We start from the raw sequence: 24,117 nt of genomic DNA, 5'->3' as shown, positions 1-24,117 counted from the left end.
CCACCCGCCCCGGCCCTGCTAACCGCCACGCCGCATGTCCGCCCCGCCAGGTGCGGAGTCGCGCTCGCCGCCGGTCGCGGCGTCGCGCCCCCCGCTGCCCGCCGCCGCCCCCCCTGTGCTGGAGCCCGCCGCGTCCGCCGCGACGGCGCCGCCCGCGCCGCCCCTGCTCTCGGTCGTCGTCCCGGTGCGCAACGAGGGGCCGAACATCCTGCCGCTGATCGCCGAGATCCGCGCGGCGCTCTCCGCCGCGCCGGAAGGGCCGATCGCCCACGAGATCGTCTACGTCGACGACGGTTCCACCGACGACACGGCGCAGCGGCTGCGCGAGGCGGCGGCCTGCGGCGCGCCGCTGCGCGCGCTGCGCCACCGCACGAGCTGCGGGCAGTCCGCGGCGATCGTGACCGGCGTCAAGGCCGCGCGCGGCACCTGGATCGCCACCCTCGACGGCGATGGGCAGAACGACCCGGCCGACATTCCTCGCCTCCTCGCCCGCGCCCGCGAGGAAGCGGCCGCGGCGGGCGCGGCCAGGGCGGGCGCCGTCGGGGCGGTGCTGGTCGCCGGCCACCGGGTTCGCCGCCAGGACGGCCCGGTCAAGCGGATCACCAGCCGGCTCGCCAACCGGGTGCGCGCCCGGCTCCTCGGCGACGCCACGCCCGACACCGGCTGCGGCCTCAAGATCTTCCCGCGTGCGCTGTTCCTCGAACTGCCGCACTTCGATCACATGCACCGCTTCCTTCCCGCCCTCGTGCTGCGGCAGGGCGGGCGGGTGGTGAGCGAGCCGGTGAACCACCGGCCGCGCACCCGCGGCCGGAGCAACTACGGCACGCTCGACCGGCTGGCGGTGAGCCTGTTCGACCTCGTGGGCGTTGCCTGGCTGCAGCGGCGGTGGCAGCGGCCGGCGGCGGAGGCGCTGGTGACGCCGCCGGACGACGCGGAGCCGACGGCATGACGGGCGCGGCCTCGCCCCCCTCCGCCGCCGCGCCCGGGGCCGCCGCTGCGGCGGCCCGGGCCCGGCGGCGCGGCGCCCTGCTCCGGCTTCTGCTGCTCGCGGCCGGCTTGGCCGCGGCCGGGCTGGTGCTGCGCGAGCTCGGCGCGGCGCCGGGGACGGAGTGGGTGGACCGCCACGTGCGTGGCCAGGGAGTGCTGGGAGAGGCGGTGTTCCTCGCCGTCGGCGCGGTGGCGGCGGCGGTGGGCGTGCCGCGGCAGGGGGTCGCCTTCCTCGGGGGCTATGCCTTCGGCGCGGTGCGCGGCTCGGGCCTCGCGCTGGTCGCGCAGCTCCTCGGCTGCGCGCTTTCGTTCTACTGGGCCCGCCTAGTCGGGCGCGACTGGGCGGAGCGGCGCCTCGCCGGCCGCTTCGGCCGCCGGCTGCGGCCGCTGCGCGACGTGCTGGCCGGCAGCCCGTTCGGCGCGACCCTGGCGATCCGCCTGCTGCCGGTGGGCAACAACCTGGCGCTCAACCTGCTGGCCGGCATGGCGGGGATCGCGGCGCTGCCCTACTTCGCCGGCTCGGCGATCGGCTACGTGCCGCAGACGGTGGTGTTCGCGCTGCTCGGCAAGGGCGTGCGGGTGGACGGGCTGTGGCAGGTGGCCCTGTCGGCGGCGCTGCTCGCCGCCTCGATCGCCCTCGGCCTCCGGCTGCTGCGCCGCCACCGCGCGGCGCAGGCGTTCGAGGAGGCCGGCCCCGGCTGACGGGGCCGGCGGCCCCTTCGGCTCAATGCAGCGAGAACACGCCGTTGGCGTAGCGCAGCTCCGCGGGACGGGTCAGTGCGGCGGAGGCGACGCGGACCGAGTGCAGCGGCCCCTCGATCTCGCGCCGCCAGAAGTCGAGGAAGCGGTTGAGTTCCGGGAAGTGCGGCGCGAGGTCGATCTTCTGCCAGATGAAGGTCTGAAGGACGCCCGGGTGGTCGGGCATGTGGTAGAGGATCTCGGCGGTCGTCAGGCGCCAATCGGGGAACCTGACGAGATCGTCCTTGCAGCTCAGCAGCATGGTCTCGCTCTCTTCTCGGGTCCTTCCTCTGATCGCGGGATGCCGGGGAGCGGTTCTTGGTCCCGGCGGTCCCATGGTGCGTCCGGGGTCATTGCGTGGCTCGCCGGGCTGGATGCGATGGCGTCATGTCCTCCGGAACGCGGTTCGAGGCGACGGGTTGGCTATAGAGTTGACATGAAAGTGCGGGGGCGGCGCAAGAAAAACCTTTTGGTTCAAGCGGTTAGCACTCGCGCTCGGCGGATGCTGCTTGCCGCTTGACGCCTCTCGCGGCACGCCCTAGATCGCTGGCACTCCTCTGGGGGGAGTGCTAACGGGCGCCCCGCCCGGGCCCGCCCCGCCGGGGCGCCGCAGAGCGAGCCATCACGACCTTCGAATCGGGCTGAACAGGAGAGGACCGAGATGAACTTCCGTCCCCTGCACGACCGCGTCCTCGTCCGCCGCGTCACCGCGGAGGAGAAGACGGCGGGCGGCATCATCATCCCCGACACCGCCAAGGAGAAGCCCCAGGAGGGCGAGGTCATCGCCGTCGGCCCCGGCGCGCGCAACGAGCGGGGCGAGCTGGTGCCGCTGGACGTGAAGCCGGGCGACCGCATCCTCTTCGGCAAGTGGTCGGGCACCGAGGTGAAGCTCGGCGGCGAGGAGCTCCTGATCATGAAGGAGTCCGACGTGATGGGCATCCTCGAGAACGCCTCCGCCGCGAAGAAGGCCGCCTGAGCCCTCCTTCCGAACAACCGATCGAAACATCGAGGTAGACAGAGATGGCAGCGAAGGACGTCAAGTTCGGCGCCAGCGCGCGCGAGCGCATGCTGCACGGCGTGGACATCCTGGCCAACGCCGTGAAGGTCACGCTGGGGCCCAAGGGCCGCAACGTCGTGCTCGACAAGAGCTTCGGCGCGCCGCGCATCACCAAGGACGGCGTCACCGTCGCCAAGGAGATCGAGCTCGCCGACAAGTTCGAGAACATGGGCGCGCAGATGGTGCGCGAGGTGGCGTCGAAGACCAACGACGTCGCCGGCGACGGCACCACCACCGCCACCGTGCTCGCCCAGGCGATCGTGCGCGAGGGCGCCAAGGCGGTCGCCGCCGGCATGAACCCGATGGACCTCAAGCGCGGCATCGACAAGGCCGTCGCCGCGGTCGTCGAGGAGCTGCAGAAGCGCTCCAAGAAGATCACCACCTCGGCCGAGGTCGCCCAGGTCGGCGCCATCTCCGCCAACGGCGAGCGCGAGATCGGCGAGATGATCGCCCAGGCGATGGAGAAGGTCGGCAACGAGGGCGTCATCACGGTCGAGGAGGCGAAGTCCATCCAGACCGAGCTCGACGTCGTCGAGGGCATGCAGTTCGACCGCGGCTATGTCTCCCCGTACTTCATCACCAACGCGGAGAAGATGATCGCGGAGCTGGATGACCCCTACATCCTGATCCACGAGAAGAAGCTCTCCGGCCTGCAGCCGATGCTGCCGCTGCTCGAGGCGGTGGTGCAGTCCGGCCGTCCGCTGCTCGTCATCGCCGAGGACGTCGAGGGCGAGGCGCTGGCCACCCTGGTCGTCAACAAGCTGCGCGGCGGCCTCAAGGTCGCGGCGGTGAAGGCGCCCGGCTTCGGCGACCGCCGCAAGGCGATGCTCGAGGACATCGCCATCCTCACCGGCGGCCAGGTCATCTCCGAGGACCTCGGCATCAAGCTCGAGAACGTGACGCTCAACATGCTCGGCCGCGCCAAGAAGGTGCGGATCGAGAAGGAGAACACCACGATCATCGAGGGCGCCGGCTCCAAGGACGAGATCAAGGGCCGCTGCGAGCAGATCAAGGCGCAGATCGAGGAGACCACCTCGGACTACGACCGCGAGAAGCTGCAGGAGCGCCTGGCCAAGCTCGCCGGCGGCGTGGCGGTGATCCGCGTCGGCGGCGCCACCGAGGTCGAGGTGAAGGAGCGCAAGGACCGCGTGGACGACGCCCTGCACGCGACCCGCGCCGCGGTCGAGGAGGGCATCGTCCCGGGCGGCGGCGTCGCGCTCGCCCGCGCCTCCAGGGTCCTCTCCGGGCTCAAGGTGGACAACGACGACCAGCGCTTCGGCGTGGACATCGTCCGCCGCGCGATCCAGGCGCCGCTGCGCCAGATCGCCGAGAACGCGGGCGAGGACGGCGCCGTGGTCGCCGGCGAGGTGCTGCGCAAGGACGACTACAACTGGGGCTACGACGCCCAGGCCGGCGAGTACAAGGACCTCGTCGCCGCGGGCATCATCGACCCCACCAAGGTCGTGCGCACCGCGCTGCAGGACGCGGCCTCCGTCGCCGCGCTGCTGATCACCACCGAGGCGATGGTCGCCGAGCGGCCGGAGAAGAAGGCCGCCCCGGCCGGCGGCGCCGGCGCCGGCATGGGCGACATGGACTTCTGATCCGCCCGGATCGGAAGCGGAGCGAGGGGGCGGCCCGCCGGGCCGTCCCCTTCTTCGTCCCGGCGCGCCCCGCCTCGGCAGGCCGTGATGCCGGCCGCGCCACGCGATCATTGACTTCGCCCCCCCGATCTGCGCCCATGGTCGGGCCAACCGCTCTTGGCTCGCCGTGCCGTGCCTCCGGACCGCCGGGTGCCTCCATTGCGTCCCTGAGACCCGGTTGATCCGCGCAGGCGATGGGCGCCCGCGCGGCTCCTGAGAGAAGAGGAGCCCGCATCGCATGGCGATCGGCACCGTGAAGTGGTTCAACGCAACCAAGGGTTACGGCTTCATCGTCCCGCAGGACGGCGGCAAGGACGTGTTCGTCCACATCACCGCCGTGCAGAAGGCCGGCCTCCAGGGCCTGAACGAAGGCCAGAAGGTCAGCTACGACGTGGTGATGGAGCGCGGCAAGGCCGCGGCCACCAACCTGAGGGCGATGTAGCGCCACCACCGCGCGGCGCGGGCCCGGCGCCCGCGCCGCTGCCGGCGTTCAGCCGCCGGCGCGCGCCTCCTGCACCCAGACCCGCACCGCGCCGCTCTCGCGCAGGAAGCGCTCGGCGCGCTCGCGCAGCTCCGCCGTCGCCGCCCTGAGGCCCAGCATCGGGCCCTGTGCCTCCGCCGCGGCCTTCACGCCCGGCGGCGGGTTGCCGGTGGAGGCCGGCTCAAGCGAGGTGCCCACCACTTCGCCCGCCGCCCCGGTCGCGCCGGCCGCCAGGGCCGCCGCCGCCGGCAGCACCGCGCCGCCGGTCGCGATCACCGCCCCCGCGGCCAGCATCCCGGTCGCCGCCATCGCCGTGCCCACGCCGAGCTGGCGCTGGGTCCGCGCGCTCGCGCCCCTCGGATCCTCGTCGGGCGGCTCGATCGGCGCCGCCTCGGGCGCGCGCGTGCGCGCCTGCCGGCGATGGAACGCCTCCTCCTCGTCGAGCCGCGCCGCCGCCGCCGGCAGCGTCGCCGCGTCCGCGAACTCGCCCCAGACGACGGGGACGGTGAGCGGCGTATCGTCGTGCTGGCCCGTCCATTCGGCGCTGTTCGCCCTGATGGCCATGCCGGAGACCTCCGCTACTCTCGCGTCCCGGATGGGCGCGTCCCACCGCGGGCAACGCCCGCCGCACCGCGCCGTTCCGGAGGGCCGCCCCATGTTCGACCTCGCCGCGCTGGAGGACGCCGCCGGCCTCGTCCGCGCGCACCTGCCGCCGACGCCGCAATACGCCTGGCCGCTGCTCGCCGCCCGCGCCGGCTGCGAGGTGTGGGTCAAGCACGAGAACCACACGCCGACCGGCGCCTTCAAGGTGCGCGGCGGCCTGACCTACATGGATCGTCTCGCGCGCGCGCGCCGCGGCGCGCAGCGGCGCGGCATCGTCTCCGCCACCCGCGGCAACCACGGCCAGAGCCTTGCCTTCGCCGGCCGCGCCTTCGGCGTGCCGGTCACCATCGTCGTGCCGCACGGCAACAGCACGGAGAAGAACGCCGCGATGCGCGCCCTCGGCGCGCGCCTGGTCGAGCACGGCCACGACTTCGACGCCGCGCGCGAGGAGGCGATGCGCCTCGCCGCCGCCGAGGGGCTGGAATTCGCCCCCTCCTTCGCGCCCGAGCTGGTCCTCGGCGTCGCCACCTACGCCCTCGAACTGTTCCGCGGCGTGCCCGCGCCGCTCGATGCGCTCTACGTGCCGATCGGGCTCGGCAGCGGCATCTGCGGCTGCATCCTGGTGCGCGACCTGCTCGGCCTGCCGACCGAGATCGTCGGCGTGCAGAGCAGCGGGGCGCCCGCCTACGCCCTCTCCCTCGCCGCCGGTCGGCCGGTTTCCACCGGCAGCGCCGCGACGCGCGCCGACGGCATGGCGACGCGCGTCCCCGACCCCGACGCCTTCGCCATGATCCGCCGCGGCGCCGCGCGCATCGTCACGGTGACGGACGATGCGGTGGCGGAGGCGGTGCGCGCCTACTGGCAGGACACCCACAACCTCGCCGAGGGCGCCGGCGCCGCCCCGCTCGCCGCGCTGCTCCAGGAGCGGGCGCGGATGCGCGGCCGGCGCGTCGGCCTGGTGCTCACCGGCGGCAACATCGACCTCGACCTGTTCCGGGACTGGGTCCTCGGCGGCGGCTGATACGGCGGCATCGGCCGCGAAGGAGGCCGCCCGTCCATCCCCCATCCGCATCGCGACCGCGGCCCGCGCCGCCCGCCATCGCCCCGCCATCGCGACGCACCGGCACGGGACCCGGCCCGCGGACACCGGACCGGGCCTGCGCGACACGCGCCGCCCCGGCCTCCTCCGCCCCCGTCGGGCGCGACGCCGCCGCGCCCGCGCTCCGATCCGGCGCGGGCGACGGCCCGCGAGCGCCGGCATCGCGGCCTCTCCCCGTCGGCGAGAAGCCGTTTTTCGCTCGGCGGTGCTCGCTGCAACGGTTCTCGCTCGTTGTCTGCCGAGCCGATGCGCGCTCCCGGCTGTTTCCAGCCGTCCGCGATCTGCTCGAGCGCTGCATCGTCGTCGAGCCCCTCGATCCCGGCCGCGCCGGCGGGCCCGCGGAACCCGCACGCCGCCACCCGCCGCACCGCGCGGGAGGCGGCGCTCAGGTCGCGGAAGCGCCGCCGGCCGCCGCCGGCGCGGCCGCCCCGGGGCCGTAGCCGAAGGCGCGGCAGTAGGTGGCCGTCGCGGCGAGCACCTCCGCCGCCGCCGCCGGTGCCAGCGCCTCGCGGTACTTGCCCACCCGTCCGTCGCCGACATGCCCGGGATGCCAGAGCGTCTTCGGGTCGTGCCGGCGCGGATCGGGCGTCGCGCCGTAGACGCCGGCCCGCTCCAGCGTCGCTACCGTCTCGCGCACCCGCTCCGGCGTCAGCGCCGCGGCGATGGTGGCGCAGGCCGCCTCCGCCACGGCGAGCCGGAGGAAGGCGGCGAGGCGGGCGACGGTGCCGGGCGCGGTCGTGAACCCGTCCTCGTAGCGCAGCACCAGCACCCGCGGCTGCTCGCGCAGCAGCATCAGGTGCCGCGCGCAGTCGGCGACCGCGCGGACGCAGTCCGGCACCGGCTCGCCGAAGCGCTGCGCCATCGAGACCACCGCGTCGCGCGGATCGCGCACCGAGACCACCATCGGCGCCCGGTAGATCGCCCCGAGCACGCGCAGCGACCGGTCCGGCCGGTGCGCCTTGACCACCAGCGGCGAGCCGAGGCGGGTGAATTCGGGCAGGTCGCGCAGGCTGTCGGCGAACAGGCCGCGGATCTCGGCCTGGCCGGTGGCGTGCGCGAGCAGCGCGCGCACCGCGTTGAACACCCAGGTCGAGCCGCTGCCGAACTGCCCGGCGCAGAGCACGAGGCGCGGCGCCGCCGGCCTGGCGGCGCCCCCTCGCGCGCGGGTCGTCCCGGCGGTCGTGTCGTCCGAAGGGGGCATAGGCGTCGATGTGATGCACGCGCCGCGCGATCGGGCAAGTGCCCCTGCGCGCGGATCGCCCGCGCCCCCGGGGGCGGCGCCCTCAGATCACCTGGTAGCGCGCCCGCGCCGCCCGCTCGATCGCGCCGGCGACGAGCCGGTCGAGGTCGAGCGCGATCCGCAGGTCCTGCAGGAAGCGCAGCTCCTCCTGGCTCGCGTCGCCATCGGCGGCTGCGACCTCGCAGGCCAGCACATAGGCCGTCTCGCGCAGCCGCGGCGGCAGCGCCTCGCGGATCATCGCGCAGGCGCGGTCGAGTCCGTCCGTCTCCTCGAGCAGCCGCAGCACCGTCTCGGTCACCAGCTCGATCTCGGCGGCGTTGAAGTCGGCGAAGGCGGGCAGCTCCTGCACCAGCCGCGACATCATGGCGAGCTCGGCGTCCGACATGGCGCGGTCCGCGGCGGCCATCAGGACCATGGCGCAGATCAGCGCCTCCTGTGCGTTGAAGCGCTGGACCGCTCGGCCCGAGCCTTCGCCGCGGAGCTCGGCGGGCGCGGCCCGATCGGCGGGGGCCAGGGTGGCGGGAGGCATGGCGGAATCTCCTTCGCCGTCCTCCTCGCCCGCCCCGGCGCGGGGGTCAACCATGGCCCGATCACGCCTGTGACAGGAGACACGGCCGGGGCGTCACCGCGCCGCCAGGAACGCCCCGGTCTCGGCCACCGCCTCCTTCAGCCCGACGCGCCGCGCCACCACCCCCGCCGGCAGTCCCGCGAGCAGGCGCGAGGGGCAGGAGCGGTCGAGCAGCACGAACACGCCGCGGTCGTCGGCGCGCCGGATCAGCCGCCCGAAGGCCTGGCGCAGCCGGTGCCGCGTCAGCGCGTCGTCGTAGGCCTGCGGCCGCCCCCCGGAAAGATGGGTCCGCCGCTCGCGGTGCAGGATCGAGGGCCGCGGCCAGGGCACCCGGTCGAACACCAGCAGCCGCAGCGAGCGGCCCGGCACGTCCACCCCGTCGCGCATCGCGTCGGTGCCGAGCAGGCAGCTCTCCTCCTCGGCGCGGAAGACGTCCACGAGCGTCGCGTTGTCCATCGCGTCCACGTGCTGCGCGTAGAGCGGGATGCCGGCCTCGGCCAGCGCCGGGGCGATGCGCGCATGGGTCTCGCGCAGCCGGCGGATCGCGGTGAACAGGCCGAGCGCGCCGCCCCCGGCGGCGAGGAACAGGGCGCGGAACGCCGCCGCCACCTGCCCGGGGTTGTCGCGGGCGACGTCCGTGACGACGAAGGCCCGCGTGCGCGCCGCGTAGTCGAAGGGCGAGGGCACCGCCGCGCGGATCGCCGGCAGCGGCAGGTGGACCGCGCCGGTGCGCGCCTCCGCCGCGTGCCAGGCGGCCTCCGGGTCCTCGTCCTCGCCGGCGACGGCGTCGCGCAGCGTGGCGGAGGTGATCAGCAGCCCGTGCGCCGGCGCCGCGACCGTCGTCGCGAAGGGCACCGTCGGATCGAGCCAGTGGCGGTGCAGCCCGGCGTCCACCTCCCGCCCGTCGCGCCGCTCCAGCGCCAGCCAGTCCACGAAGTCCGGCCGCTCGCCGGCGGCGCGCGGCGGCGCGGCGAGCGCCCCGAGCATCGCCGTCCAGGCGGCGAGCGGGGCGAGGGCGCGGCGCTCCAGCGCGCGGCACTGCGCCTCGATGCGGATGCGCTCGCCGAGCTCCAGCTCCTCCGCCTCGTCCTCGAGCCGCGCCGCCAGCCGCTCGCGCAGCGCCGCCAGCGGCTCCCTGAGGCGCGCCAGGGCGCGCCCGAGCGCCTCCGCCGCCTCCGCCAGCCCCTCGCCGAGCGGGTGGAGGTCGCATTCGAGGTCGTACATCCCCGCGTCGTCCGCCGGGGCGCGCGCCAGCACCTGGCGCCGCACGCGGCGCAGGAAGGCCTCGGTCGGGTTGCGCCGCCCTCCCTCCCCGCCGCCGGCCCCGGCGCGCTCCTCGGCGACGCGCGTCATCCAGCCCGGCGCCGGCAGCGCCGCCCGGGCGGCCTCCAGCGCCGCCTCGAGTGGGGCGTGCAGGTCCGGCCGGTCGCCGACCAGCTCCTCCAGCCGCCGGCGCAGCCCGCGGGCGCGGCTGCGCGCCCCGCCCTCGGCGCCGAGCAGCCAGCGCCGCAGCTCCGCCGTCTCCGCCCCGGTCAGCGCCGCGGAGAAGGCCGAATCGGCGGCGTCGAACAGGTGGTGCCCCTCGTCGAACACCAGGCGGATCGGCCGCCCGTCCTCGCCGCCGCCGAACGCCGCCTGCACCATCACCAGCGCGTGGTTCGCCACCACGATGCGCGCCGAGCGGGCGCGGCGGATCGAGTGCTCGACGAAGCAGCGCTTGTAGTGCGGGCAGGCGGAATGGATGCACTCCCCGCGCCGGTCGGCGAGCGGCCAGATCGCCGCGGGGCCGAACAGCTCGGCGAGCCAGCCCGGGAAGTCGCCGCCCATCAGGTCGCCGTCGCGCGTCGCCAGCGCCCAGCGCGCCACCAGCGCCAGCGGCACGACGAGGCCGGCGAGCGTCGCCTGGCCGAGCAGCTCCTCCATATTGAGCAGGCAGAGGTAGTTCTCCCGCCCCTTGCGCACGACGACGAGGCGCCGCCGCTCCTCCGGATCGGGATGCAGGCGCGCCAGCTCCTGCTCGATCTGGCGCTGCAGGTTGCGCGTGTAGGTCGCGATCCACACCGGCGCGCCGTTCTTCTCCGCCCAGAGGCTCGCCGGCGCGACGTAGCCCAGGGTCTTGCCGGTGCCGGTGCCGGCCTCGGCGAGCACGAGATGCGGCGCGCCGCGCTGCGCACGCGGGGCGAAGGCGGCCGCCGCGGCGGAGGCGTAGTCGGCCTGCTGCGGCCGCTGCTCCGCCGCCCCGCCGAGGATCGCGGCGAGCCGCGCGCGCGCCTCCGCCGGCGTCACGGGGTGCGAGGCGGCGGGCATGGGCGGCGCGGTGTCCTGCCACTCCGGCAGGCGCCGCCAGACCCGGAAGGCGTCGAAGGAGGGGTGCGCTCGCGGCCGGCCGAGCGCGGCGAGGACGGACTCCGCCCAGGGCCAGTTCGCCGCCTCCCGCATCCTCGCCGCCAGCGCCGCCGCGTCGCGGTTGAGCGGCCGGTCGCGCGCGGCGGCGAGGCGGCGCAGCAGCTCCGCCGCCAGCTCCGGCAGCAGCGCCGCGGCGGCCTGGTCGTCGCGCGGCGGGTCCCGCTCGAGCGCCAGGGCGAGCCCGCGCGGCGTCGGCGCGGCGGTGCGCGCCGGCAGGCAGAAGGCGAACAGCTCCAGCAGGTCGTACGCGACGGGGAACAGCGGCAGGCCGAGCCGCCGCGCGGTCGCGGGCGCGTGCACCAGCATCGGCGGGGGCAGGTCGCGCAGCCGCGCGGCCAGCCGCTCCGCCGCCAGGGTCTCGATCTCGCCCTCCGGCGTGACGAGGCTGGCGCGGCCGTCGCCGCCCGCTACCAGCGCCGGCGCCGCCGGCAAGGCGAGGCGCGGCGGAGTCGCGGAGGCGGCGGGCGGCGCGGGCGGCATCGCGCCATTCTAGGGGCGGAGCGGGGATCGCCGATACCGCCCCTGCCCCCTGCCGAGCGCGATCGGGGCCGCCGGGGGCCGGGGCGGCGGCCGTGCCGGCCGGCCCCTCCCGCCGCGGCATGCCGGCAGCCGCCTCGGGCGGCGGGTCCCGCCGCCCGGGGTCGCGCGCCCCGGCCCGCGCCCCTATAACCCCGGGCCGAACACGCAGCCCTGGTTCACCGAGTCCCGATGCCGGACGCCATTCGCCCGCCGCCCGACCTGTCCGCCGTCAAGGCCTGGCCGTTCGAGGAGGCCGCCAAGGTCGCCGCGCGGCTCGCGGCCTCCGGCAAGGGCGAGGCCCTGTTCGAGACCGGCTACGGCCCCTCCGGCCTGCCGCACATCGGCACCTTCGGCGAGGTGGCGCGCACCACCTGGGTCCGCCGCGCCTTCGAGCGGCTCGCGCCGGGCGTGCCGACGCGCCTGATCGCCTTCAGCGACGACATGGACGGGCTGCGCAAGGTCCCGGACAACGTGCCGAACCGGGAGATGCTGGCGCGGCATCTCGGCAAGCCGCTGACCGCCATCCCCGACCCCTTCGGCACGCACGAGAGCTTCGGCGCGCACAACAACGCGCGGCTGCGCGCCTTCCTCGACGCCTTCGGCTTCGAGTACGAGTTCGCCTCCGCCACCGACTACTACCGCTCCGGCCGCTTCGACGCGGCGCTGCGGCGGATGCTGGAGGTGCACGAGGAGGTCCGCGCGGTGATCCTGCCCACCCTCGGGCCGGAGCGGCGCGCCACCTACTCGCCCTTCCTGCCGATCCACCCGCGGACCGGCGCGGTGATGCAGGTGCCGGTGGAGGAGGCGCGCCCGGCGGAGGGCACCATCGTCTGGCGCGACCCCGAGACGGGCGAGCGCTTCGAGACCCCGGTCACGGGCGGGGGCTGCAAGGCGCAGTGGAAGGCCGACTGGGCGCTGCGCTGGTACGCGCTCGGCGTGGACTACGAGATGTCGGGCAAGGACCTGATCGACTCGGTCCGCCTCTCCTCGCGGATCTGCCGCATCCTCGGGGCCGAGCCGCCGATCGGCTTCACCTACGAGCTGTTCCTCGACGAGCACGGGCAGAAGATCAGCAAGTCCAAGGGCAACGGCCTGACCATCGAGGAGTGGCTGCGCTACGCCCCGCCGGAGAGCCTCGGCTACTTCATGTACCAGGCGCCGCAGCGCGCCAAGCGGCTGTATTTCGACGTGATCCCGCGCACCGTGGACGAGTACCTGGGGAGGCTGGACGAGGCGGCGCGGCAGGCCAGAACGATCGCCGCCCGCGGGGCCGAGCTCGGGGTGGCGGACGTCGAGGAGCTGGTGCGCGCCGACCGCATCGCCCGCCAGGCGCGCGACGCGCTCTGGTCGAACCCGGTCTGGCACATCCTCGGCGGCGAGGTGCCGCAGTCCTTCACCGCCGTGCCCTTCTCGATGCTGCTGAACGTCGTCTCGGCGCTCGGCAGCGACGATCCCGGGCACCTGATCCGCTACGTCGAGCGCTACCTGGGCCGCCCCCTGGCGGCGGGCGAGGCGGCGGAGACCGCGCTGCTGCGCCGCCTCTGCGAGCACGCCATCAACTACTACAAGGACTTCGTCGAGCCGAACAAGCGCCACCGCGCGCCCACCGCGGCGGAGCGCGCGGCGCTCGAGGCCCTGCTGCACGCATTGCGCGAGCGCGTCGGCGACCTCGACGCCCTGCCCTTCGAGGAGCGCGCGAGGGCGATCCAGGACCTCGTCTACGACGCCGGCCGGCGCGAGCCGTTCCTGGAGCGGACGAAGGACGGCCGCATGGGCGTCTCGCGCGCCTGGTTCAACGCGCTCTACCAGGTCCTGCTCGGCCAGCCGGAGGGCCCGCGCTTCGGCGGCTTCGTCGCGCTGTACGGCATCCCGGGCACCATCGGCCTGATCGAGTCGGCCCTCGCCCGCGGCGGCGCGGAGGAGGAGGCCGCCCCGGCGTGAGCCGCGCCTGGCCCCTGATCCGCGCCTACGGGCCCACCGTCTTCGGCCTCGCCCTCCTCGTCGGCGCGATCTACGTCCTCCAGCGCGAGTTCCGCGGCCTCTCGGTGGCCGAGGTCGGCGAGGCGCTGCGCGCCATCCCGGCCTCCTCGCTCTGGATCGCCGCGGGCTGGACCGTCGCCGCCTACATGCTGCTGACCATCTACGACCGGCTCGGCTCGATCTACGCCGGGCATCCGGTGGGCTACGCGCGCACCTCGCTCGCCTCCTTCTGCGCCTACACGCTGGCGCACAACCTCGGCTTCGCCGCGGTGTCGGGCGCCGCCGTGCGCTACCGCTTCTACGCCGCCTGGGGCCTGTCGCCGCTGCAGATCGCCAAGGTCGTCGCCTTCACCTCGCTCACCTTCGGCCTCGGCGGCTTCGCCCTCGGCGGCGCCGTTCTCCTGTTCGAGCCGGAGGTGGTGCCCTTCGTCGGCGAGGGCGCCTCGCTCTGGGTCCCGCGCGCATTCGGCCTGCTGCTGTGGGCGGCGGTGATCGCCTACATCACCCTTGCGCGCTTCGTGCCGCACCTGCACCTGTTCGGCCACCGGATCGACCTGCCCGGCTTCCGCATGGCGCTGGCGCAGACCGCGCTGGCCAGCACCGAGGTCGCGGTGACGGCGGCGATCCTCTACTCGCTGCTGCCGCCCTCCGAGGATCTCACCTTCCTGATCTTCCTCGGCGTCTATGTCACCGCGCTGACCGCCGGGCTGCTCGCGCACGTCCCGGGCGGCATCGGCGTGTTCGACGGCACCATGCTGCTCGGCCTGCAGCACCACCTGACCACCGCCCAGCTCGTGGGCGCGCTGCTGCTGTTCCGCCTCTACTATTACGTCGTGCCGCTGTTCCTCGCCGGCGCGCTGTTCGCCGCCTTCGAGCTGTCGCAGCGCCGCGCCGCGATGGCCCGGATCACGGCGGCGGTGGGCGGCGGCGCCCCGTTCGAGGTGCCCGCGCTCGCCTCGCTCGTCGGCCTCGGCGGCACCGTGCTCCTCTTCATCGGCGCCCTGCCGCCCCGGGGCTCGGCGATCGAGGCGTGGGGCGGGTACGGCGCGGCGCTCGCCTCGCACTTCGCCGCCTCGGTGGTCGGCAGCCTGCTGCTCGTGATGGGCTACGGCCTGCTGCGGCGGCTGCGCCTCGCCTGGGGGGCGGCGCTCGCGCTGCTGCTCCTCGGCGCGGTGATCACCGGGCTGCGCGGCGATCCCTGGTGGGTGGCGGGCGCCTTCGTCTTCGTCGCCGGGCTGCTCGCCACGCTGCGCGGCGCCTTCTACCGCGATGCCCGCCTGCTCGCCGAGCCGCTCAACGGCGAGGCGCTGTTCGCCATCGGCGCGGTCGCCGGCTGCGCCCTCGTCCTCGCCCTGGTCGCCTACGGCGGCGCCGTCGCGGGCGAGAGCTGGTGGCGCGTGGTGCTCTCCCCGCTCGCCCCCGATTCGCTGCGCTTCACCGTGGGCCTCTCCGCCGTGCTGCTGCTCGTCGCGCTGGTCCGCCTGCTGCGGCCGGCGCGGTTCGCGCCCGTCCCCTACGATGCCGAGGCGCGCCGGCGCCTCGCCGCCCTCGGCGCGCTCGCCCCGGCCGAGGCCGACGGCGCGGTGTTCGGCGAGCAGGGCCGCGCCGGCTTCGCCTTCCTCAAGCGCGACGGCGTCTGGCTCGGTCTCGGCGACCCGATGGGCGAGGAGCGCGACCGCGTCTCCGCGGTCTGGCGCTTCCGCGACATCTGCGAGCGCGCCGGCGTGGACCCTGCCTTCTGGCGCGTGGGCCCCGATCTGCTGCGCGTCTACGGCGACATCGGCCTGACCGCCTTCCCGATCCTCACGCCGGAGAGCCGCGGCCTGCGCTACCTCGCCTGCCGCGCCGAGCGGGACCTCGAGCGCCTGCGCGCGCTGCTGCCGGAGGAACCGGTGCCGGCGCCGCGCCGCGCCAGGGCAGCAGCCTGACGCGAGGCGCCCGTGATGGCGGCTCCCGGGGAAATGTGTTGCCGGCACCGTGCGGGCCGCGCATCAGGCGGTTGAGGGGAGCGGCGGATGCGCATCGCGATGGTGGGGGCCGGCTATGTCGGGCTGGTCTCGGGCGCGTGCTTCGCGGAATTCGGGGTCGAGGTGCGCGTCGTGGACACCGACGCCGCGCGGATCGCCGCGCTGCGCGAGGGCCGCATCCCGATCTACGAGCCGGGCCTCGACCGCCTCGTCGCCGACAACCTGCGCGACCGGCGGCTCTCCTTCACCACCGACCTCGCCGCGGCGGTGCGCGGCGCCGACGCCGTGTTCCTCGCCGTCGGCACGCCGAGCCGGCGCGGCGACGGCCACGCCGACCTCTCCTACGTCTTCGCCGCGGCCGAGCAGGTCGCCCGAGCCGCCGAGGACCCCCTGGTGCTCGTCACCAAGTCCACCGTCCCCGTCGGCACCGGCCGGCGGGTGCAGGAGCTGGTGCGCCGCGTCCGCCCCGACCTCGACATCGCCGTCGCCTCCAACCCGGAGTTCCTGCGCGAGGGCAGCGCGATCGGCGACTTCATGCGCCCCGACAGGGTCGTGATCGGCACCGACTCGGAGCGCGCGCGCGAGGTGCTGCGCCGCCTCTACCGCCCGCTCTACCTGATCGAGACGCCGATCGTCGCGACCTCGATCGAGACCGCGGAGCTGATCAAGTACGCCGCCAACGCCTTCCTCGCGATGAAGATCACCTTCATCAACGAGATGGCCGACCTGTGCGAAGCCGCCGGGGCGGACGTGCACGACGTGGCGCGCGGCATCGGCCTCGACGGGCGGATCGGGCGCAAGTTCCTCCACCCCGGCCCGGGCTACGGCGGGAGCTGCTTCCCCAAGGACACGCTCGCCCTCGCCCGCACCGCGCAGAGCCTCGGCGCCCCGGCCCGCCTGGTCGAGACCACCATCGCGGTCAACGAGGCGCGCAAGGCGCGCATGGCCGAGCGCGTCATCGCCGCCTGCGGCGGCTCCGTCGCCGGGCTCGCCATCGCCGTGCTCGGCCTGACCTTCAAGCCGGAGACGGACGACATGCGCGACGCCCCCTCGCTCGCCGTCGTCCCGAGGCTGGTCGAGGCGGGCGCGAGGCTGCGCGCCTTCGACCCCGCGGGGATGGAGAACGCGCGCGCGCTGCTGCCCGCGGCGGGCATCGAGTACGCGGCCGGCGCGTTGGAGGCGGCGCAGGGCGCCGACGCGCTGGTGCTGCTGACCGAGTGGAACGAGTTCCGGGCGCTCTCGCCCGACCGCCTGCGCGCGGCGATGCGCGGCGACGTCGTGCTCGACCTGCGCAACGTCTGGGACCCGGCCGCGATGCGCGAGGCCGGGTTCCGCTACCACTCCATCGGACGCCCGTGACGGGCCAAGGCGCGGAGACTTCGCGAATGACCGTCTTCCACCACCGCTTCGACCCGACCGTGCTGCGCGAGTACGACATCCGCGGCGTCGTCGGGAAGACGCTGAAGCCCGAGGACGCCTTCGCCATCGGCCGCTGCTTCGGCTCGATCGTCGTGCGCGAGGGCGGCCGGGGCCGCGTCGCGGTCGGCTACGACGGCCGGCTCTCCTCGCCCGACCTCGAGCCGCAGCTCGTCGCCGGCCTGCGCGCCTGCGGGCTCGAGGTGCTGCGCATCGGCCTCGGCCCGACGCCGATGCTCTACTACGCCGCCCACGCGCTGGAGACGGACGGCGCGGTGATGGTCACCGGCAGCCACAACCCGCCGGACTACAACGGCTTCAAGATGATGCTCGGCAGGAAGCCGTTCTTCGGCGCGCAGATCCGGGAGATCGGCCGCATGGCGGCGGAGGGCGACGTGGTGCCCGCCTCCGCCGAGGGCTCCGACAGGCGGGTGGACCTCGCCGGGGACTATGTCGCCCGCCTGCTGCGCGACTACGACGGCGGCGAGCGCCGGCTCCGCGTCGTCTGGGACCCCGGCAACGGCGCCGCGGGCGAGGTGCTGAAGCGCCTCGTCGCGCGCCTGCCGGGCGAGCACTTCGTCATCAACGCCGCGGTGGACGGCACCTTCCCCAACCACCACCCCGATCCCACCGTGCCGCGCAACCTCGCCCAGCTCATCGAGGAGGTGGCGCGCGAGAAGGCCGATCTCGGCATCGCCTTCGACGGCGACGCCGACCGCATCGGCCTGGTGGACGACCAGGGCGGGATCCTGTTCGGCGACCAGATGATGGTGATCCTCGCCCGCGACGTGCTGCGCCAGCGCCCCGGCGCCACCATCATCGCCGACGTCAAGGCGAGCCAGGTGCTGTTCGACGAGATCGCCAGGGCCGGCGGCAATCCCCTGATGTGGAAGACCGGCCACTCGCTGATCAAGGCGAAGATGGCCGAGACCGGCGCGCCGCTCGCCGGCGAGATGTCGGGCCACATCTTCTTCGCCGACCGCTGGTACGGCTTCGACGACGCGCTCTACGCCGCCGTGCGCCTGCTCGGCGTGCTCGCCCGCTCCGACCGCCCGCTCTCCGCGATCCGCGCCGCGCTGCCCAGGGTGATCAACACGCCGGAACTGCGCTTCGACTGCCCGGAGGAGCGGAAGTTCGCGGTGGTGCAGGAGGTCAAGGACCGCCTCGCCGCGGAAGGCGCCCGGGTGCAGGACGTGGACGGCGTGCGCGTCCTCACCGAGGACGGCTGGTGGCTGCTGCGCGCCTCCAACACCCAGGCCGTGCTGGTCGCGCGGGCGGAGGCGCGGAGCGCCGAGGGGCTGGAGCGGCTGAAGGCCGAGATCGCGCGCCAGCTGCGGGCGAGCGGCCTCCAGGCGCCGGACTTCTCGGCCGCCAACGCGGGCCATTGAGGGAGACGCACGCGCCGTGCGCGACCGCGGCCGGTGTCGCGGATCGGGCCGGATGCGACCGGGGGCGGCGGAACCGCCGCGCCGCGGCACGTCGACGCGGGCGTGCGCGCCGGCTCGCGGCCCGCATGAGGGCAGGCGCGCGGTCTTGTCCGGCCTGACGCGCCCGTCCTGGCGCGCGCCGCGAACGCCCCCGCCGGGCCGGGGGCGGTTCGGCTAGTCGGGGCGGATCCCCGCGGCGCGGATCACGCGTTCCCACTTCGCCAGCTCGGTCTCCATGATGCGCCGGAACTCCGCCGGGCCGGCATCGCGCAGGTCGAGGCCGGCGCCGGTGATCCGCTCGCGCACCGCCGGCGCCTGCACGGCGGCGCGCAGGTCGCGGTGCAGCTTCGCCACGATCGGCTCGGGCAGGCCGGCGGGGCCGAGGAACCCGTACCAGGCGCCGACCTCGAAGCCGGGATGGCCGAGTTCCGCCACCGTCGGCACCTCCGGCAGCTCGCGCCAGCGCTCGAGGCTGGTCGCGGCGAGCGCGCGCAGCCGTCCGGCGCGCACCTGCTGCGTCGCGACGGTGGAGTTGAGGAAGGAGGCCTGCACCTGGCCCGAGACCAGCGCCGTCATCGAGGGCGCCGAGCCGTTGTAGGGCACGTGGGTGAACGGGAAGCCCGCCTCCACCCCGAGCAGCGCCGCGGCGAGATGCGAGGCGTTGCCGACCCCCGCCGAGCCGATCGTCACCCCGCCCTCCTGGCGCCGCGCCAGCGCCTGGAACTCGGCGAAACTGCTGGCCGGCACCGAGGGGTGCACCACCAGGATCATCGGGTGGTACGCGACCTGCAGGATCGGCGCGAAGCCGCGCACCGGGTGGTAGGTCAGGTGCGGCATCAGCGGCGGGTTCATGACATGCGCCGAGGCGGCGAGCAGCAGGGTGTGTCCGTCCGGCGCGGCGCGCGCGACGTGCTCGGCGCCGATCGTGGCGCCGGCGCCGGGCCGGTTCTCGACGACGACCGGCTGGCCCCAGGCCTCGAACAGGCGCTCGGCGATGGCGCGGGCGATGATGTCGCTCGGCCCGCCCGCGGCGTAGGGCACGACGATGCGCACCGCGCGGTTGGGGAACCCTCCCTGGGCGCGCGGGCGCCGCGGCGCGGCCAGCCAGGCCCCGGCCCCGATCGCGAGCAGATCCCGGCGGCGGTGGCGGCGGCCGCCGGGCGGCGTCGGCGTCGGCGTCATGGCGTCGGTCCTCCCTCGGAAGGCGCGACTATCGCACGCCTCCGCCGGAGCCGGCGAGGCTCGGGCCCGCGCCCGGCACGGGGGCGAAACCGTGTCGCGGGCCGCGACCCGTCGCGCCCACCCGTTTCGTCGGCGGCGCGCGGCTCCCCGCGGCGACGACCTTGGCCATGCCCGGCACGGCGACCATCTCTGAGAGTGGCCGCGGGCGGCGGCACCGTGTGGCGAAGGTGCCGCACGCATGCGCGGGCGCGACCCGGCGGAACAGGAATGACCGACACGACCATCGTCCCCTTCCGGATCACCGTCTGCGGCATCGAGGAACTGAACGGTCATTGCGCGGCCGGCGTGAGCCACGTGCTGTCCATCCTCGACCCGGGCTGGCCGGTGCCGGAGGCGTTCGGCGCCTACGGCGAGCACCGCAGGCTGGAACTGCGCTTCCACGACGTCATCGAGGAACTGCCCGGGACGGCGCCTCCGCGCGCGGAGCATGTGGACGAGCTCCTGGCGTTCGGCCGCGGCCTCCTGGCGGAGCCACTCCCGGCCGGCGGGCACCTGCTCGTCCACTGCCATGCCGGGGTGTCGCGGTCCACAGCGTCCCTGGCGCTGATCCTCGCCCAGGCGCTGCCCGACCACCCGGCCGGCGGGATCCTGGCGGAGGTCCTGCGGATCCGGCCGAAGGCCTGGCCCAACCTGCGCCTGCTCGAGCTCGGCGACGCCGCGCTCGGCCGGGGTGGCGAGCTGGCCGCGGCGGCGCGCGCGGTCTACCGGCGGCAGCTCGCGGCGCGGCCCGAGCTCGCGGAGCAGATGTCGCAGGGCGGCCGGGGGCGGGAGGTCGTGGCCGCCACCGGCTGGCGGACCGCGGCCGGCCCCTTCGCCGCCGCGCCGCCGATCCGCCGCGAGGCGCGTTGAGGATCGCGGCCCCCGGCGGGCCGGCGGCCCGGAAGCGTCGGAGGATCCATGCAGGGGCCGGACGACGAGCTGGACGAGCTGCGCGGCGAGATCGTCGCCCTCGAGACCGCGCTCGCCGCCGCCTTCGGCGAGATCGCCGCGCTGCGGGCCGCGGTCGAGGGCAGCGGGGTGGAGGCGGCGCGGCGCGCGATGGAGGACATGGCGGCGCAGCTCGAGGGCGCGCTCCTGCGCGGCGTCCTCGGCGCGGAGGCCGCCGGGCGGCCCGCCGCGGCGGCGGGGTTCGAGCGGCGCATCGAGCAGATCGCCCACGCCCTGCGCAACGCGATCGCCTTCCGCGACCGCTGAGCGCGGCCGGCTCTGGGCGGCCGCCGGCGCCGCCGAGGCGGCGGTGTCGGTCCTGCCCGGCCGCCCCGCCCTCGGGGGGCTGCGCTGGCCGGTGACGGCGCTGACCGCCTCGCCGGCGGCGATGGCCCTGGCGCGGCCGCCGCACGGGCTGACCTTCGCGGCGCGGCCCCTGGCGGCGATGGCGATCCCGGTCCCGGTGGCGCCCGGCGGTCTCGCGGCAAGGGCGCAGCCGGTGCCGGCCTCGCCCGGCACCGGCCTCGTCGCGGCGGGATTGACGCGCGGCGCGGGTCCGCCCTAGGCGCGGTCCCGCGCGGGCGGGCTTCCGGGCGACGGCGCCGCCCTCTGCCGCGGCGGTGCCGGCGGCGCTCCGGCCGCGGCGCATCCGGGGCGGCCGGGCAGGGGGACCCGACGCGCCGCATCCCCGCATCCTGCCCGCCCGCCGCCCGGGAATCCCCATGTCGCCGCCACCGATCCGCTTCGCCGACATCGCCGCCGAGACCCCGACCCGCGACGGCCTCGCCGCGCGCTACGCCGAGCTGAACGCCCTGCTCGACCGCGGCGGCGCGGCGGCGCGCGCCGAGGCGCTGGCGCGCTGGGACCGCCTGCGCCGCGCGCTCGAGACCTGGAGCGCGCTGGTGCGCCTGCGCTTCGCCCAGGCGACGGACGATCCCGCGGCCAGGGCGGCGCGCGCATACGCCGACGCCCTCGCGCCGGTCGCGACCGGGCACGAGGTCGCGCTGAAGCGCCGGCTGCTCGCCGACCCGGACCGCGCCGGGCTGGAGGCGGCGACCGGCGGCCACGCGCCGCGCCTGTGGGAGATGGACGTCACCACCTTCGACCCGGCGATCGCCGCCGAGCTGGAGGAGGAGGCGCGGCTCTCCGCCCGCTACACCGAACTGCTCGCCTCCGCCCGCTTCGCCATCGGCGGGGCCACGGTCAACCTGGCGGGCCTCGCCCCCTTCGCGGAGGACCCCGACCGCGGGACGCGGCACGACGCCGAGCGCCTGCGCTGGGACTTCTTCGCGGCGAACGGGGCCGAGCTCGACGCGCTCTACGACGCGCTGGTGCGGCTGCGCCACCGCATGGCGCGCACGCTCGGCTACGCCACCTACGCGCCGCTCGGCTACCGCCGCATGCGCCGCACCGACTACGGTCCGGAGGAGGTCGCGCGCTACCGCGACGAGGTGGCGGAGCGCGTCGTGCCGCTGGTCGCGCGCCTGCTGGAGGCGCGCCGGCGCGCGCAGGGCTGGGACCGCCTGCGCTTCTGGGACGAGGCGCTGGTGGACCCGGAGGGCAACCCGAAGCCCGTCGGCGACCACGACGCGCTGGTCGCGCAGGCGCGCGCCCTGTTCGACCGCCTGCACCCCCGGCTCGGCGCCTTCTTCCGGCTGATGGAGGAGGGCGGGTTCCTCGACCTGAGGAACCGACCGGGCAAGGCCGGCGGCGGCTTCTGCACCGCCTTCCCGACGCACGGCGTGCCCTTCGTCTTCGCCAACTTCACCGGCACGCATCACGACGTCGGCGTCCTCACCCACGAGATGGGCCACGCCTTCGAGATGGGCCACGCCTTCCAGTGCTGGGAGAGCCGCGACCAGCCGCTCCTCGACCTGCTCTGGCCGACCATGGAGGCGGCGGAGATCCACTCCATGGGGCTGGAGTTCCTCGTCCACCCCCACATCGGCCTGCTGGTGGGCGAGGACGCGGCGGAACGGTTCCGCCGCATGCACCTGGTCGCCTCGCTCGCCTTCCTCCCCTACGCCGCCTGCGTGGACCACTTCCAGCACGAGGTGTACGCCCACCCCGACGCGACGCCCGGGGAACGGCACGCGATCTGGCGACGGCTGGAGCGGCGCTACATGCCGTGGACCGACTACGGCGACCTCGCCCATCCGGCGAAGGGCGGGCGCTGGCAGGCGAAGCACCACATCTACGACGCGCCCTTCTACTACATCGACTACGCGCTGGCGCTGTGCTGCGCGATGCAGCTCTGGGCGCGCGCGGCGCGCTGGACGCCTATGTGGCGCTGTGCGGGCGCGGCGGGTCGGCGCCGTTCCGGGCGCTGGCGCGGTCGGCGGGGCTGGTCTCGCCCTTCGCCCCCGGCGCGCTCGCCGGGGTGGTGCGCGCGGCGGAGGCGGCGCTCGCGGCCGCCTGATCCCGGCGGGAGGGAGGCGAGACGCCATGGCGCGACGGCATCCATGGGCGACTGTCCCGGCAGACGCCTGCTCCTCGGCCTTGCGGGCGGCTCAGGCTGCCGCCGCTGCGGCTCGAGACCTACGCGACGGCGCTCGTCTGGGGCACGCCCTTCCGGCCTGCGGTGCGGCCGGCCGCCCCGCAATGGATCGAGGCGCGCGGCGACGGGCGCGGCAACGCCGTTCTGCGCTGGTCCCCGAAGCGCGAGCCGAACTTCTGCACCTGCGAGCTGCTCCGCTGGCGCCGGAAGGACCGCCTGCGCCCATCGCGCCGGTGCCGCTGCGCGGGGCGATGTGGGCGGGCACCGCGCCGCCGCCGGGCGTGGCGCACGTCTACGCGGTGTGCGCCGTCTCCGCCTCGGGCGCGTGGGGCGCGCCGGCGTGGAGCGGCCGGTGCGCCTCTGACCCCCCGGTGGCGCGAGGGTGGCCGGCGGCGGCCTCCTGCTCCTCGCTCCGCTGCACCGCCCGGCAAGCCGCCGGGTCCGGAGGTGGAGGACCGGCGTCGGCGCTGGGGAGCCGGCGATGCCGAGGCGCAAGCGGCTTGCCGGCGTCGGGCGCCCCGCCGCGGGCTCGCTCCCCGCGGCGGAGCCGCGCGGGCAGATCGCGGACCGCTGACACCGCCGGGGGGCGCGAAACGGCGCGACGGACGAGGCCGGTCGCCGCGCGGGTGGCCGGGCGAGGACCGCCCCCGTCCCGCCGTGCGACGCTCATTCGCCCTCCGGCCCGGTCATCCGGCTGAGGGCGTGCCGCAACCGATCGAGCAGACGGAACAGCTGCACGCACTCCTCGGTGGAGAAGTCCGCCAGGGCGTCCTCGTAGTACCGGCGGATGTTGACCAGCATCTCCGACCAGACCCGATCGCCCGCCGGCGTCAGCCGGACGTGGCGGAGCCGGCCATCGCCATCCGCGGCGCGGACCCGCTCGACCAGGCCCGCGCCCTCCAGCCGGTCCAGCACCGCGGTGAGGTTCTGCCGGCTGACCATCAGGAAGGCGATCAGCTCCTTGACGGCCATGCCCCGGTCGCGGACCGCCGGGCGCGAGAGCGCCCCCAGCACGGCCCACTGCTGGGTGGTGGCGCCGAAGCGGCTGACCGCGCGGGTTCCCGTTTTGTGCATCAGGTTGGAGGCCTGGTACAGCCGCAGGAACAGGCGGTTGGCGATGTCGAACCGGGCCGCCGCGTCGTCGCGCATCGGCGGCGTTTCGGGCGCTCGATCTTTGGCGAGGTGATTCATCAATATCTTGCCTTATCGGCGGAGATGAAGCATACCATTGCCATATCCGGCCCGCCAGCGTGTCGGGCGGCCTGACCATGGTGGGTTGAGGGAGCAGCGACATGACCTACGAGGACATCCTGTTTGACGCCA

The 24,117-nt window shown here is 75.6% G+C and carries 20 protein-coding genes and 1 pseudogene; 14 read left to right on the top strand and 7 right to left on the bottom strand.

Annotated features, from left to right (window positions below; translation table 11 throughout):
• Nucleotides 1–115: 115 nt before the first annotated feature.
• Nucleotides 116–949 carry a glycosyltransferase family 2 protein gene (locus IEX99_RS20535; protein ID WP_229678182.1) on the top strand — a complete coding sequence of 278 codons (834 nt, stop codon included), beginning with the start codon at nucleotides 116–118 and terminating at the stop codon, nucleotides 947–949.
• Entirely contained in the window at nucleotides 946–1,689 is a 744-nt protein-coding gene (locus IEX99_RS20530; protein ID WP_188903788.1) for a TVP38/TMEM64 family protein, read from the top strand. The genes IEX99_RS20535 and IEX99_RS20530 overlap by 4 nt, the downstream gene beginning before the upstream one ends.
• A 22-nt stretch (nucleotides 1,690–1,711) precedes the next feature.
• Here IEX99_RS20530 and IEX99_RS20525 read toward each other — a convergent pair whose 3' ends face one another.
• On the bottom strand, nucleotides 1,712–1,987 hold the full coding sequence (locus IEX99_RS20525; protein WP_188903786.1) for an usg protein: 276 nt from the start codon (nucleotides 1,985–1,987) through the stop codon (nucleotides 1,712–1,714).
• A gap of 399 nt (nucleotides 1,988–2,386) precedes the next feature.
• Here IEX99_RS20525 and IEX99_RS20520 point away from each other — a divergent pair, with 399 nt between their 5' ends.
• The 3 genes from IEX99_RS20520 to IEX99_RS20510 all read left to right on the top strand — a co-directional run bounded on the left by IEX99_RS20520 (nucleotide 2,387) and on the right by IEX99_RS20510 (nucleotide 4,864).
• Nucleotides 2,387–2,701: a co-chaperone GroES gene (locus tag IEX99_RS20520; RefSeq protein ID WP_188903784.1), complete on the top strand. Its 315-nt coding sequence runs from the start codon at nucleotides 2,387–2,389 to the stop codon at nucleotides 2,699–2,701.
• A 44-nt stretch (nucleotides 2,702–2,745) separates the two neighbouring features.
• Complete coding sequence (gene groL, locus IEX99_RS20515) at nucleotides 2,746–4,383, top strand: chaperonin GroEL (RefSeq protein ID WP_188903782.1); 1,638 nt, start codon at nucleotides 2,746–2,748, stop codon at nucleotides 4,381–4,383.
• Nucleotides 4,384–4,660: 277 nt separating this feature from the next.
• The gene (locus IEX99_RS20510) at nucleotides 4,661–4,864 is read left to right on the top strand and encodes a cold-shock protein (RefSeq protein WP_188903780.1); all 204 of its coding nucleotides are present in this window, start codon (nucleotides 4,661–4,663) and stop codon (nucleotides 4,862–4,864) included.
• Between the two features lie 48 nt (nucleotides 4,865–4,912).
• Here IEX99_RS20510 and IEX99_RS20505 read toward each other — a convergent pair whose 3' ends face one another.
• A complete protein-coding gene (locus IEX99_RS20505) occupies nucleotides 4,913–5,467 on the bottom strand; it encodes a hypothetical protein (RefSeq protein WP_188903778.1) in 555 nt (184 codons plus the stop codon).
• Nucleotides 5,468–5,558: 91 nt separating this feature from the next.
• Between IEX99_RS20505 and IEX99_RS20500 the strand changes: the two genes are divergently transcribed.
• The gene (locus IEX99_RS20500) at nucleotides 5,559–6,527 is read left to right on the top strand and encodes a threonine dehydratase (RefSeq protein WP_188903776.1); all 969 of its coding nucleotides are present in this window, start codon (nucleotides 5,559–5,561) and stop codon (nucleotides 6,525–6,527) included.
• A gap of 463 nt (nucleotides 6,528–6,990) precedes the next feature.
• On the opposite strand, the gene IEX99_RS20495 is transcribed toward IEX99_RS20500, so the two are convergent.
• The 3 genes from IEX99_RS20495 to IEX99_RS20485 all read right to left on the bottom strand — a co-directional run bounded on the left by IEX99_RS20495 (nucleotide 6,991) and on the right by IEX99_RS20485 (nucleotide 11,299).
• Entirely contained in the window at nucleotides 6,991–7,806 is an 816-nt protein-coding gene (locus IEX99_RS20495) for a sulfotransferase domain-containing protein (RefSeq protein ID WP_188903774.1), read from the bottom strand.
• 82 nt (nucleotides 7,807–7,888) lie between these two features.
• Nucleotides 7,889–8,374 carry a tellurite resistance TerB family protein gene (locus IEX99_RS20490; protein WP_188903772.1) on the bottom strand — a complete coding sequence of 162 codons (486 nt, stop codon included), beginning with the start codon at nucleotides 8,372–8,374 and terminating at the stop codon, nucleotides 7,889–7,891.
• Between the two features lie 93 nt (nucleotides 8,375–8,467).
• On the bottom strand, nucleotides 8,468–11,299 hold the full coding sequence (locus IEX99_RS20485; RefSeq protein WP_188903770.1) for an ATP-dependent DNA helicase: 2,832 nt from the start codon (nucleotides 11,297–11,299) through the stop codon (nucleotides 8,468–8,470).
• Between the two features lie 228 nt (nucleotides 11,300–11,527).
• Between IEX99_RS20485 and IEX99_RS20480 the strand changes: the two genes are divergently transcribed.
• The 4 genes from IEX99_RS20480 (at nucleotide 11,528) to pgmG (ending at nucleotide 18,089) form a co-directional block, all read left to right on the top strand.
• Nucleotides 11,528–13,279, top strand: coding sequence for a lysine--tRNA ligase (locus IEX99_RS20480; protein WP_188903768.1), 1,752 nt, complete (start codon nucleotides 11,528–11,530; stop codon nucleotides 13,277–13,279).
• Nucleotides 13,276–15,246, top strand: coding sequence for a phosphatidylglycerol lysyltransferase domain-containing protein (locus IEX99_RS20475; protein WP_188903766.1), 1,971 nt, complete (start codon nucleotides 13,276–13,278; stop codon nucleotides 15,244–15,246). The genes IEX99_RS20480 and IEX99_RS20475 overlap by 4 nt, the downstream gene beginning before the upstream one ends.
• An 87-nt stretch (nucleotides 15,247–15,333) precedes the next feature.
• Entirely contained in the window at nucleotides 15,334–16,644 is a 1,311-nt protein-coding gene (locus IEX99_RS20470; RefSeq protein WP_188903764.1) for a UDP-glucose dehydrogenase family protein, read from the top strand.
• A 26-nt stretch (nucleotides 16,645–16,670) separates the two neighbouring features.
• The gene (pgmG, locus tag IEX99_RS20465) at nucleotides 16,671–18,089 is read left to right on the top strand and encodes a phosphoglucomutase/phosphomannomutase PgmG (RefSeq protein WP_188903763.1); all 1,419 of its coding nucleotides are present in this window, start codon (nucleotides 16,671–16,673) and stop codon (nucleotides 18,087–18,089) included.
• Between the two features lie 213 nt (nucleotides 18,090–18,302).
• Here pgmG and IEX99_RS20460 read toward each other — a convergent pair whose 3' ends face one another.
• Nucleotides 18,303–19,310: a Bug family tripartite tricarboxylate transporter substrate binding protein gene (locus IEX99_RS20460; RefSeq protein WP_188903761.1), complete on the bottom strand. Its 1,008-nt coding sequence runs from the start codon at nucleotides 19,308–19,310 to the stop codon at nucleotides 18,303–18,305.
• Between the two features lie 267 nt (nucleotides 19,311–19,577).
• On the opposite strand from IEX99_RS20460, the gene IEX99_RS20455 reads away from it, so the two are divergent.
• The 4 genes and pseudogenes from IEX99_RS20455 to IEX99_RS20440 all read left to right on the top strand — a co-directional run bounded on the left by IEX99_RS20455 (nucleotide 19,578) and on the right by IEX99_RS20440 (nucleotide 22,716).
• Nucleotides 19,578–20,219: a tyrosine phosphatase family protein gene (locus IEX99_RS20455; protein ID WP_229678181.1), complete on the top strand. Its 642-nt coding sequence runs from the start codon at nucleotides 19,578–19,580 to the stop codon at nucleotides 20,217–20,219.
• Nucleotides 20,220–20,267: 48 nt separating this feature from the next.
• Nucleotides 20,268–20,564, top strand: a complete 297-nt coding sequence (locus IEX99_RS20450) for a hypothetical protein (RefSeq protein WP_188903759.1) — start codon at nucleotides 20,268–20,270, stop codon at nucleotides 20,562–20,564.
• 43 nt (nucleotides 20,565–20,607) lie between these two features.
• Complete coding sequence (locus tag IEX99_RS20445) at nucleotides 20,608–20,862, top strand: hypothetical protein (protein ID WP_188903757.1); 255 nt, start codon at nucleotides 20,608–20,610, stop codon at nucleotides 20,860–20,862.
• Nucleotides 20,863–21,019: 157 nt separating this feature from the next.
• Nucleotides 21,020–22,716 (top strand): annotated as a pseudogene (locus IEX99_RS20440) (M3 family oligoendopeptidase).
• 744 nt (nucleotides 22,717–23,460) lie between these two features.
• Here IEX99_RS20440 and IEX99_RS20435 read toward each other — a convergent pair.
• Nucleotides 23,461–23,943 (bottom strand): MarR family winged helix-turn-helix transcriptional regulator, encoded by a 483-nt coding sequence (locus IEX99_RS20435; RefSeq protein WP_188903755.1) that lies wholly within the window; start codon nucleotides 23,941–23,943, stop codon nucleotides 23,461–23,463.
• Between the last annotated feature and the right edge of the window lie 174 nt (nucleotides 23,944–24,117).

This window comes from Caldovatus sediminis, from assembly GCF_014644455.1.
Taxonomy (GTDB): Bacteria; Pseudomonadota; Alphaproteobacteria; order Acetobacterales; family Acetobacteraceae; genus Caldovatus; species Caldovatus sediminis.
The sequence above is the reverse complement of the archived record's forward strand: the minus strand, read 5'-3'. Positions and strand labels throughout refer to the sequence as shown.

Excerpts from the sequence above, each read along its gene's own strand:
- IEX99_RS20530 (WP_188903788.1), top strand. The coding sequence starts at position 946 with ATGACGGGCGCGGCCTCGCCCCCCTCCGCCGCCGCGCCCGGGGCCGCC.
- IEX99_RS20525 (WP_188903786.1), bottom strand. The coding sequence starts at position 1,987 with ATGCTGCTGAGCTGCAAGGACGATCTCGTCAGGTTCCCCGATTGGCGC.
- IEX99_RS20520 (WP_188903784.1), top strand. The coding sequence starts at position 2,387 with ATGAACTTCCGTCCCCTGCACGACCGCGTCCTCGTCCGCCGCGTCACC.
- groL (WP_188903782.1), top strand. The coding sequence starts at position 2,746 with ATGGCAGCGAAGGACGTCAAGTTCGGCGCCAGCGCGCGCGAGCGCATG.
- IEX99_RS20510 (WP_188903780.1), top strand. The coding sequence starts at position 4,661 with ATGGCGATCGGCACCGTGAAGTGGTTCAACGCAACCAAGGGTTACGGC.
- IEX99_RS20505 (WP_188903778.1), bottom strand. The coding sequence starts at position 5,467 with ATGGCCATCAGGGCGAACAGCGCCGAATGGACGGGCCAGCACGACGAT.
- IEX99_RS20500 (WP_188903776.1), top strand. The coding sequence starts at position 5,559 with ATGTTCGACCTCGCCGCGCTGGAGGACGCCGCCGGCCTCGTCCGCGCG.
- IEX99_RS20495 (WP_188903774.1), bottom strand. The coding sequence starts at position 7,806 with ATGCCCCCTTCGGACGACACGACCGCCGGGACGACCCGCGCGCGAGGG.
- IEX99_RS20490 (WP_188903772.1), bottom strand. The coding sequence starts at position 8,374 with ATGCCTCCCGCCACCCTGGCCCCCGCCGATCGGGCCGCGCCCGCCGAG.
- IEX99_RS20485 (WP_188903770.1), bottom strand. The coding sequence starts at position 11,299 with ATGCCGCCCGCGCCGCCCGCCGCCTCCGCGACTCCGCCGCGCCTCGCC.
- IEX99_RS20480 (WP_188903768.1), top strand. The coding sequence starts at position 11,528 with ATGCCGGACGCCATTCGCCCGCCGCCCGACCTGTCCGCCGTCAAGGCC.
- IEX99_RS20470 (WP_188903764.1), top strand. The coding sequence starts at position 15,334 with ATGCGCATCGCGATGGTGGGGGCCGGCTATGTCGGGCTGGTCTCGGGC.
- pgmG (WP_188903763.1), top strand. The coding sequence starts at position 16,671 with ATGACCGTCTTCCACCACCGCTTCGACCCGACCGTGCTGCGCGAGTAC.
- IEX99_RS20460 (WP_188903761.1), bottom strand. The coding sequence starts at position 19,310 with ATGACGCCGACGCCGACGCCGCCCGGCGGCCGCCGCCACCGCCGCCGG.
- IEX99_RS20455 (WP_229678181.1), top strand. The coding sequence starts at position 19,578 with ATGACCGACACGACCATCGTCCCCTTCCGGATCACCGTCTGCGGCATC.
- IEX99_RS20450 (WP_188903759.1), top strand. The coding sequence starts at position 20,268 with ATGCAGGGGCCGGACGACGAGCTGGACGAGCTGCGCGGCGAGATCGTC.
- IEX99_RS20435 (WP_188903755.1), bottom strand. The coding sequence starts at position 23,943 with ATGCGCGACGACGCGGCGGCCCGGTTCGACATCGCCAACCGCCTGTTC.